This is a genomic window from Desulfatibacillum alkenivorans DSM 16219 (assembly GCF_900142135.1).
Taxonomy (GTDB): domain Bacteria; phylum Desulfobacterota; class Desulfobacteria; order Desulfobacterales; family Desulfatibacillaceae; genus Desulfatibacillum; species Desulfatibacillum alkenivorans.
The window spans coordinates 21,243-30,206 of the sequence record NZ_FQZU01000057.1; the positions used below are offsets into that span (position 1 = coordinate 21,243).

General features: G+C 56.0%; 9 protein-coding genes. 1 reads left to right on the forward strand and 8 read right to left on the reverse strand.

Annotation, left to right across the window (positions count from 1 at the left end; translation table 11 throughout):
* Positions 1 to 4: 4 nt before the first annotated feature.
* From BUE18_RS25315 to BUE18_RS25345, 7 genes are all read right to left on the reverse strand, one after another.
* Positions 5 to 718, reverse strand: a complete 714-nt coding sequence (locus tag BUE18_RS25315; protein ID WP_073478931.1) for a metallophosphoesterase — start codon at positions 716 to 718, stop codon at positions 5 to 7.
* A gap of 80 nt (positions 719 to 798) precedes the next feature.
* Positions 799 to 1,416, reverse strand: coding sequence for an indolepyruvate oxidoreductase subunit beta (locus BUE18_RS25320; protein ID WP_073478932.1), 618 nt, complete (start codon positions 1,414 to 1,416; stop codon positions 799 to 801).
* A gap of 3 nt (positions 1,417 to 1,419) precedes the next feature.
* Positions 1,420 to 3,354, reverse strand: coding sequence for a thiamine pyrophosphate-dependent enzyme (locus tag BUE18_RS25325; RefSeq protein ID WP_073478933.1), 1,935 nt, complete (start codon positions 3,352 to 3,354; stop codon positions 1,420 to 1,422).
* Positions 3,355 to 3,369: 15 nt separating this feature from the next.
* Positions 3,370 to 4,485, reverse strand: a complete 1,116-nt coding sequence (locus BUE18_RS25330) for a Coenzyme F420 hydrogenase/dehydrogenase, beta subunit C-terminal domain (RefSeq protein WP_073478934.1) — start codon at positions 4,483 to 4,485, stop codon at positions 3,370 to 3,372.
* 78 nt (positions 4,486 to 4,563) lie between these two features.
* Positions 4,564 to 5,793 (reverse strand): (Fe-S)-binding protein, encoded by a 1,230-nt coding sequence (locus BUE18_RS25335; RefSeq protein WP_073478935.1) that lies wholly within the window; start codon positions 5,791 to 5,793, stop codon positions 4,564 to 4,566.
* Positions 5,793 to 7,181, reverse strand: a complete 1,389-nt coding sequence (locus BUE18_RS25340; protein WP_073478936.1) for an FAD-binding oxidoreductase — start codon at positions 7,179 to 7,181, stop codon at positions 5,793 to 5,795. Before BUE18_RS25340 ends, BUE18_RS25335 begins: the two co-directional genes overlap by 1 nt.
* 70 nt (positions 7,182 to 7,251) lie before the next feature.
* Positions 7,252 to 8,034, reverse strand: a complete 783-nt coding sequence (locus tag BUE18_RS25345; RefSeq protein WP_073478937.1) for an IclR family transcriptional regulator — start codon at positions 8,032 to 8,034, stop codon at positions 7,252 to 7,254.
* Positions 8,035 to 8,541: 507 nt separating this feature from the next.
* Here BUE18_RS25345 and BUE18_RS25350 point away from each other — a divergent pair.
* On the forward strand, positions 8,542 to 8,796 hold the full coding sequence (locus tag BUE18_RS25350) for an RHS repeat-associated core domain-containing protein (protein ID WP_244549381.1): 255 nt from the start codon (positions 8,542 to 8,544) through the stop codon (positions 8,794 to 8,796).
* Between the two features lie 32 nt (positions 8,797 to 8,828).
* Here the strand turns inward: BUE18_RS25350 and BUE18_RS25355 are convergent.
* The coding region (locus BUE18_RS25355) for a transposase domain-containing protein (protein WP_139264820.1) at positions 8,829 to 8,964 on the reverse strand (136 nt) is incomplete at its 5' end.

An 8,964-nucleotide genomic window follows, 5' to 3' on the forward strand; every position in this document is an offset into this window, starting at 1 on the left:
CCCGTTAGTCCTCGTACCGGAAGTGTATGGGATTGAATTCCATGCTGGAAACTGCGCAGCCGGTATTATGAAAATGCAGCCCATTGTATTCATAATTGCTGAATGGGACGTGGCTGTGGCCGAAATACACGTGCTCGGCATGTTCCAGGATATCCGGAGCAATCTCGCTCATATACGAGAAAACCTTTTTGGAGGCTTTATGGGGCGGGCTGGCCAGCTTTTGGGCGAACGCGGTCAGGCCGCTCTTGTTGGCTTGATCGTATGCCAGAGCCAGGACGCGGCTGACTTTCTTCGAGGTTTCGTACGGTTCGGACCAATGGACGAACTTATCCACCTTAGTATGGCGCGTATCGCAATCTCCATGCAAAAACAGCAGGTTGTTCATGGACATAAAATGCTCATACCATGACACGGAAGCGTTTTTGGCGATCAGGTCTTCCAGGGCGGACAAATATTCCCCCCGGCAGTCGTGATTGCCGCAAACAACATGGATTTTGCAATTGGGAAAGCTTTTGCTGAGGCCGTCGATCCAGTCTATGGCTTCTTTGATTGTGTAATCAACGCTGGGCAGGGTGGTCCACCTAAAGTCAAAGGTGTCTCCATTAAGCACCAGCATATCGGATTTTGCAATGAGGTCCCCAATTTGGCTCATCATTTCGTGAGCCTTGGACCTTTGGGCGAACATGTGCAGGTCGGAAACGACAACGCCTTGTTTCATGATACCCCTGTACGTCGTAATGATTATCTTTAGTCAGCCCGGCGCAAAGCGGTTGCGCCGGGCTGATTCAACATCTTCTACTAGTTAATCATTTCGGCGCCCATGTCAAATGCCTTTAGGTTAACAGGGGTCTTTTTTTCGCCCATGGTGCGAAGCATAACCTTTTCAAACCCATCCCGGTCGATGGGCAGCACGCCGGTTTTGGCCAAAGCGCCCACCATCATGATGTTTCCGAAAATGGGATTTCCCAGTTCCATGGCCGCATCCGTGGCATTGATAAACCAGGCTTGTTCCGTCAGGCCTTCGATGGTTTTTTGGAGTTCGTCCATGGAGGGGTATTTGGAATCCCCGGAAATCACGCCTACAGGATAGATGGAGCGGGTGTTGGAAATGACCTTCACGCCCGGATGGCCGTAAGTATGCAAAACCCGGAGCGCCTCGATGGGCTCCAGAGCCACGACCATATCAGCCTGCCCTTTGGGGATCTGGGGAGACCAGGACTCTCCTGCGGAGATGCGCATGTGGCTCATGACCGAGCCCCCCCGCTGGGACGCGCCGAAAGTTTCTCCGATGGTGATGGAAAAGCCTTTATCCGACAGAAGGTTGCCGAGAACCCGGGAAGCCAGGACGTTTCCCTGACCGCCAACCCCGGTGATGATCAAATTATACGGATCTTTGGTAAGAGTAGCAGTTCCCATGATTTATGCCACCTCCTTTCGAGTAATGGCTCCGGAAGGACAGATCGCCGCGCACATGCCGCAACCCGCGCAGATCACCTCATCGATGGTCGCCGTCTTCTTTTCTTCGTCCCATCTCAGGCCGGGACAGCGGAACACCCGGGTGCAAAGTTTGTTGCAGCCGCAGTTTTCGCCCATGCAGATTGTTTCGTCCACAGACATTTCGTACTGCTTTTTCCCTTTCTTTTCCGGAGAGAGGGCGCAAATCTGACGCATGATCAAGACCTTGACGCCTGGCATTTCCAGGAGTTTGTGAAAGGTCTGTTGGGTTTTATGGGGATAAAACGGGTCGCAAACCTCCACGGTCGCTCCCAAAGCGCGGCAAATGGTGGGGATGTCCAAGGCGGGGGATTCGTTGCCCTGGGCGTCCACGGGCAGGCCCGGATGGGATTGAAATCCCGTCATGCCTGTGCCTGAGTTATCCAGGATCACCATGGTGATGTCCGACTTGTGGTGGATGGCGTTCACCAGGGCGGGCATGCCTGAATGAAAAAAGGTGGAATCGCCGCATACGCTCACCACGGGCTGATCCAGCCCGAACTGGCCCAATTTGCCGAAGCCGCTGGCGACGCCTGTGCCTGAACCCATGGCGTGGAGCGTTTTCAGAGAGGAAAAGCCGCAGGGCAGGAAGGCCATGGAGTAGCAGCCGATATCGCCGCAAACAAATCCGTCCCGGTTATCCGCGGCCAGGACGTTGTGGATGCTCCAGAACGAAGCCCTGTGGGGGCAGCCAGGGCAGAAAGTGAGGTCGCGCACAGGGGCGTTGAAAAAGGCCTGCTGCGCGGCCTTGGTCTGGTATTCCTGATCTTGCGGGGCATAGGTCTGTCCAAGAATTCCGGCCAATGCAGCGGCTACCAGATCCGGGTTCAATTCTCCGGTCTGGGGAATGTTTCCGCTCCGTTTTCCGTAAAAGGTCTTTTGCCCCACTTCCGGCGCCAGTTCCTGGGCCAAAACCTTCAGGTTTTCCTCCATGAAGGGCAAAACCTCTTCCACCACCAAAATTTTGTCCGTGGTCTTCAGATGTTTTGCAATGAGTTTGGTCGGCAGGGGAAAGGTGGTTCCCAATTTGAGCAGGCCCACTTTGTCCTTGGCGTTGCACAGGTGGATGGCCTCCCGGCTGTACAAGGTGGCCCCGCTGGAGGTAATCACCAGGACTTCTGGATTTTCCGGACCCGCATAGGTGTTGAAGGGAGACTCTTCAAAAAGCGCCTCCGCCTTCTTGAGTTTTTCCTGCTGCAGGCCGTGCCTGTATTCCACGGGAACGCTGACAACCGGGCCTTCCACGGGATCTAAAATAAAACCCTTGTAATTGAATTGGGCCTTGGGCTCGGTTTGCGGAATCTCACCCAGCTCCACGCTGCCGCTTGCGTGGGAAAGACGGGTTACGCTGCGGAACATGACCAGGTTCTGGATTTCCTCGGACAGTTCAAAGGCCCACTTCAGCATGTCCTTGGCTTCCTGAAAGTCTCCGGCTTCCACCAGTGGGATTTCCAGGAGCCTGGCGAACTGCCGGGCCTCTCCCTCGTTGATGGAGGACAGGGCGCCGGGGTCGTCGCAGGGAATCAGGACCATACCGCCGCGGGTGCCGGACAGAACAAGGTGGAGCAAAAAGTCCGACGCCACGTTCACGCCGTTTTGCTTCATAACGCAAATGCTGCGAAGCCCGGCAAACGATGCGGCCGCCGCAACTTCCACGGCGATCTTTTCGTTGGTGGACCATTCTACGTACATGTTGGCGTCCTTGGAGACGTCCGCCAAGTTCTCGATGATCTCGGAAGACGGGGTTCCGGGATAGCCTGCGGCCACGCTCACCCCTGCTTCCAGGGCGCCCCGGGCAATGGCCTGGTTGCCCATAAACAGGACTTTTTCGCCTTTTTTTCCTTCATATAATTGGGACATGGTTTCCTCCCTTGATTACGGCTGAATTTTGTTGAGCGCACCCTCAGAAACGCGCATGGCGGCCCGGCCCTCTTCATCCGGGGTGTTTAAAAGCCCCATTTCCTTTGCCTTGGCGAGAGCCCGCTTTTTCTTGTTGGCTGAGGCCGTAGCCAGATTATGGACCTTGTCCCCGTCCAGGGTCTCGGTGACCAGGTAGCCCTGGCTGATAGCCGTCTTAACCAGTTCAGCGCCTTTTTGGGTGCGAATGATCAAGGTGTTGAAGCCGGCGTCCCCTTCCACCTGGCCCACGGAAACGTCGGCCAGTTCCGAGGTCATGTCCGGGCAGATGGAACATCCTTCCGGGATGATTTCGCGCACTTCAGCCAAGGGGATTTCCACGGTTCCCTGATCGGTCTCCACCACAAACACCTCGGCGGGCGGGGGAGGAACGTCGGCTTTGATGATTTTTCCCTCAATGCCTTTTTCAGCCAACAGGGCTTCCAGTTTCCGGGCGTCCAGGGCCCATGTGCAGAAAAGCCCGATTACCAGGGAAACCGGATCTTCAAAGTCCGGCTTGTCCGTGGGATTCATTTTCATCTGGGAAATCGCAAGAGCCTGGCACGGCGTGGCCACAACGCCCATATTCCTCACGCCCCGTTTGGCTTCCTGATTCACAACCGAAAGCGTGGGGGAGGCGGAGTATTTGGAGCCAGCGCAATCCCGGGCCTGTTCCGAAGTCCTGACCAGCCTGGGCTTGGGCATGCGGCCTTCGCTGTCCGTCAGGACGGCGCCGGAGATCATTTTGTTGTCCAGGGCGCAGGAGATCAAAGCCGTGACCGTGCCGCCGCATTGGAACGTGCATTCTGCGGTTTTCTCTCCGGCCTTGGCCTTGTAGGTTTCCAAATGGGGGCCGATGGGGGTTCCGTCAAAGGCGCGGCCTGTACGGGCCTTGTAAACCTCATCGTAGTCCACTTCGGCCTTGGGGCAATAAGCGAAACAGCGGCCTGTCTCCCGATCGCACGGAAAGAGCATGGCGGTCTTGCCCCGGTATGTGGTGAAATAGGGGCACAGGTCCACGCAGGCCCCGCAACCCACACACAGGCCCTTTCCCTGCACATCTTCCAGCAATTGGGTTTGTGCAAACAATTTCATAAGGATGTTCTCCTTTTGTTAATATTTTCCCCATGCCCGGCCTGCTTAGACCCGGCTGGCTACAATCTGAAACGGTTTTTACTCCCTGGGCGTCGGCGTTTTGTTGTGCACTTTGTAGGCCTGGGCCAGCAAGTCCAGGGGATGCATGACCCTTTTTTCTTCGCAGCCGGCGGCCAGGTAACCCCGGCATGCCGGGCACTGGGTCAGAATGGCGTCCGCCCCGGTTTTCTCGATCATTTCAGTTTTTTTGCCGCGAATGCCTCCTGAAAGCTCGGGATGCTGTACAAAAAAGGTTCCGCCCGCCCCGCAGCACGCGTCAGGAGCGGCCATTTCGCACAGCTCGGCGCCGGGAATGCCCTTGGTGACGGCCCGGGGCGCGTCCGCAAGGGTGGGGGACCACGCTCTGTGGCAGGGCACGTGATAGGTGAACTTCAGGTCCAGGCCGGCCGGCTTGTCCACCAATCCAAGATGGTTCAAATAATCCGTGGCTTCCCAAATTTTAGCGGCCACGCCCTGAACCTTTTCCACCAAAGGCGTTCCGGCCGGGGCCAGCTTGACGCCGTTTTCCTTGAACATCAGGCCGCAGGTGGTGCAGTCCGTAACCACGGCGTCCACCTCCATTTTGTGGAAAATGCGGATGTTGTGCATGAACATGTTGTAAGCGGTTTCCACGTCCCCTTCCACGATAGCGGGCATGCCGCAGCACAAGAGCCCTTCGGGCACGATGACTTCGATGCCGTTGCGGGTGTACACGTTGATCAGGGCCTTGCCCGTCTCCACAAAGCTGGAATTGGTTGCGCAGCCCACAAAATAGGCTACGGTGGCGCGCTTTTCTCCCTCGGCCGGAAAAACGCCCGTGAATTGCTGGGAGAACGTGTCCGCGCGAGGCTCAAGAAGCCCGTCCGGGACCTTGCCCATCTTTTTAGCCAGGGAAAAACCCACTCTGTGCACCCAGTCCATGCCCCGTTTTTGCATAAAGGAGCTGAGAAAGTTGCGTTCGATGGCCGACTTTCTTTTTCCTTTGTATAAATCATTGCGGGCGGCCACCACCACGTCGTTGACTTTCACCCCGGCCGGGCAGGTGCGTTCGCAGTTTCCGCACAACAGGCACCGGTCCATGATTTTTTCCAGGCGCTTGGTCCGGGGAACTTCCTGGTCCACCAGGCAGGCTTTGGCCAGAGTCATTCTGGCTCTGGGCATATGCGTTTCCAGAAGATCCTGGAGAAAAACCGGACAGGTGGCCTGGCAAAAGGCGCAATGGGAGCATTTGGCCATCATCTCTTCAAAATCGTTCAGATCAAAGCTCATTATTCCCCTCCTTGCAGCCACAATTTGCCGGGATTCATGATCCCGTTGGGGTCAAAGGCCTTTTTAACCCGTTTCATCAACTCAATTTGCGCGCCGCCCAGGTCCCATTCCAGATATTCGGATTTGTGCAGCCCGATGCCGTGCTCGCCGGAGATGGTTCCGCCCAATGCAAGCCCTGTCTTCACGATTTGGGCGATGGCCTTGCGGGCCAGTTTTTCCTGCTCCTCGTTCACTTCTCCGTACAGGATGCTGGGGTGCATGTTGCCGTCCCCGGCATGGCCGGACAGGCCGACCAAAAGCCCTAGGCGGCCGGCCATGGCCTGAACCTCGCGCACAAAGGCGGGAACCTTGTCTCGGGGGACGGTCACGTCTTCGGCCACCACTTTTTTCGCCATGGTCAAAGCCAGGGGGTACAGGCTGGCGCGGGCCTTCCAGTAAGTGGCGGCTTCCTTTTCGTCCTCGATAACCCGGACCTCCATGGCGCCCATGTCGTTGCAGATGGCTTTGAGCGTCTCCGCATCCTCTCTCACCTGGCCTTCCGAGCCGTCAATGTCCATGAGCAGATAGGCCTCGCCGTCCGTGGGAGCGGGCGGGGAAATCATGGAATTCATAACATGGACGGAAATACCCATGAGCAATTCCAGCATGGCCGGAACCGTACCGGCGGCGATGATTTCAGCGATCATCTCCGCCGCGTTTTCAATGCTTTTGCAGGTCACCAGCGCCGTGCGGTGGAAGGGAGGCAGGGGCATAATCCGCAGATGGGCCTTGGTGATCACCCCAAGAGTTCCCTCGGACCCGGCCAAAAGATGGGTGATGTCGTAGCCGACCGATTGCTTGACGCATTTGCCTCCCGCCTGAATCACGTAGCCGTCGGGCAAAACCGCCTCCACGCCAAGCACATAATGGGGGGTGGTGCCGTATTTGACTCCCCTCGGCCCCCCGGCGCGGGTGGCCACGTTGCCGCCGATGGTGCAAACGGTCATGCTTTGGGGGTCGGGCGGATAAAAAAGCCCCTGGCTTTCCACGGTTTTATGGAAGTCGCCCAAAACCACGCCCGCATCCACCGTGGCCGTCATATTGCCCCGGTTGATCTCCCGGATTTTGTTCATGCGCTTCATATCCAGGACAATGCCGCCCTTGACCGGCGTGCAGCCGCCGGAAAGGCCGCTGCCCGCGCCTCTGGGCGTGACCGGTATCTGGTTTTTATTGGCGTAGCTGAGGACGGCCGCAACTTCTTTCGTGGTCGCGGGCAAAACCACGGCGTCCGGTTTTCTTTTGGCGAAATAATGGGTGGCGTCGCTCTGGTAGGCGAACAGGTCCTCGGGATCCGTCTTGACGCTGTCGCGGCTCACCAGCTCAGCCAGGTCTTTCTGCAGGCCTCTCATTTTAGTAATATCTCCCCCTTGAAATGTTTGGAAATCCTTGTTTCCTACTCTGCCCTCTACCGGGGGACGGCTACACAAGCGCAGCCTTAGCCGCCTCCCCAGGGCGCCACCCCATGAAGCTGGAAATGTGTTGGGCGGTCAGGAGCAACTCACGAGCCAGGGCGGCCGTGCGATCTCCCAACACCTGGTCCGGAGGACCGGATATGCTGATGGAGCCCACGGGGGCTCCCGCGTAATTAAATATTGGGGCGCCAATACAACTCATACCAGAAATACACTCCTCCCGGTCAAGGGCATATCCTCGAGCCCGGGTGGATTCCAGGTCTTTAAGCAAGTCCTCCCGGTTGGTGATGGTGGTTGTGGTTATGGCTGACAAAGGATATTTGCCCAAATAGTCCTCCACCTCCTGCCGGGGCAGATAAGCCAGAATCGCTTTGCCTAAAGAAGAGCAGTACGCCTGAATGCGCGGGCCGATATGGTGATAAAGCACGTTTACGGTGTCGGGAAAAAGAAGCAGCGTCACAAGAACGGATTGCTGGTCCCAGATCCCAAGCCGGGTGGCCAGGCCCGTGGACCTTGTGAGCATTTGCGCCGGACCGCCTCCCACCTGGTTGATCCGCAGGCTGCCCGCCAAAATTGTCCCCATCTCGTGAATTTTAAGGCCCAGGGAGTATTTTTTGCTCTCCAGGTCCTGAGCCAGAAACCCATGGGACGTCAGGGTCCGCACCAAACCATGGACCGTAGGCTTGGGAAGGCCCATGGCCCTGCTGATTTCCGTGATGCCCAATCTTGGAGAGGTGGTGGAGAACAGGGACAGGATTTCCAGGGCTCTGTCTACGGATTGTACGCTCATGTTATTTCCAAACCGTGTTCGGTATTGCCAAACTCCATATGACGATCGTGAACATACACCCCGGTAATACACCGTGTCAAGAGCAGGACATCAAATTAAACGAGCAGCCCCCGGTCTTTAAAAAAACGCCCGGTTTATATTTCTGGCGTGGATCGAAAAAAGTTTACAGGGGGTGCAAGGATGGAGGCGCCTGGGAGTGATAGGGATGGCGGATTGAAATTCTCCATTGACATATTTTGGGATTCGTTACATGACCCTCTCAATGGATAAATCGAAAATTAGCATATTTTCATGGTGGATTTTTAGGGGATATTCTGTGTTGCTCGAAGGGCTATTCTTTTAAAGGGAAGGGTCGGCTTGGCAGGGCCGCCCCTTCCCCAACTAAAAAGGCTCATTTGTCCGTTTTTTTTCAAATTATAGCCATATAACCATTTATTTTTATGTATAATTCTAAGTTAGTGGATTAATCAAGGACGTCCCCAAGAACAGTGCGACGCCAACGGAAACGTGGGGCAATTGATAAGTGCGACTGATGGTACGCTCCATGCCACATATGAATATGACCCCTTTGGACGCCTCTTGAAGTCCACAGGTTCCAAAGCCAATGAGAACCCCTACCGCTTCTCCACCAAGCCCATGGACGCTGAGACGGGCCTCTATTATTACGGCTACAGGTACCTTGATGTTGATCTTGGCAGGTGGGTCAACCGTGATCCTATTGGGGAACGTGGGGGATGGAATCTTCATCTATTTATTTCGTAAGCGTCCAAAGAAGTACCCGGCAGGGATAAGAATCAATCGTTGGAGAGGTTAAAATCCGGGGTTGGCAGGAGGGCTTGGTAGTCTTCCCGGCAAGTCGCCAGGGGGAGTCTTTCAAATAAAACCTTCAGGTAGGCGAAGGGCTCCAGGCCGTTGGCCTTGGCCGTCTCG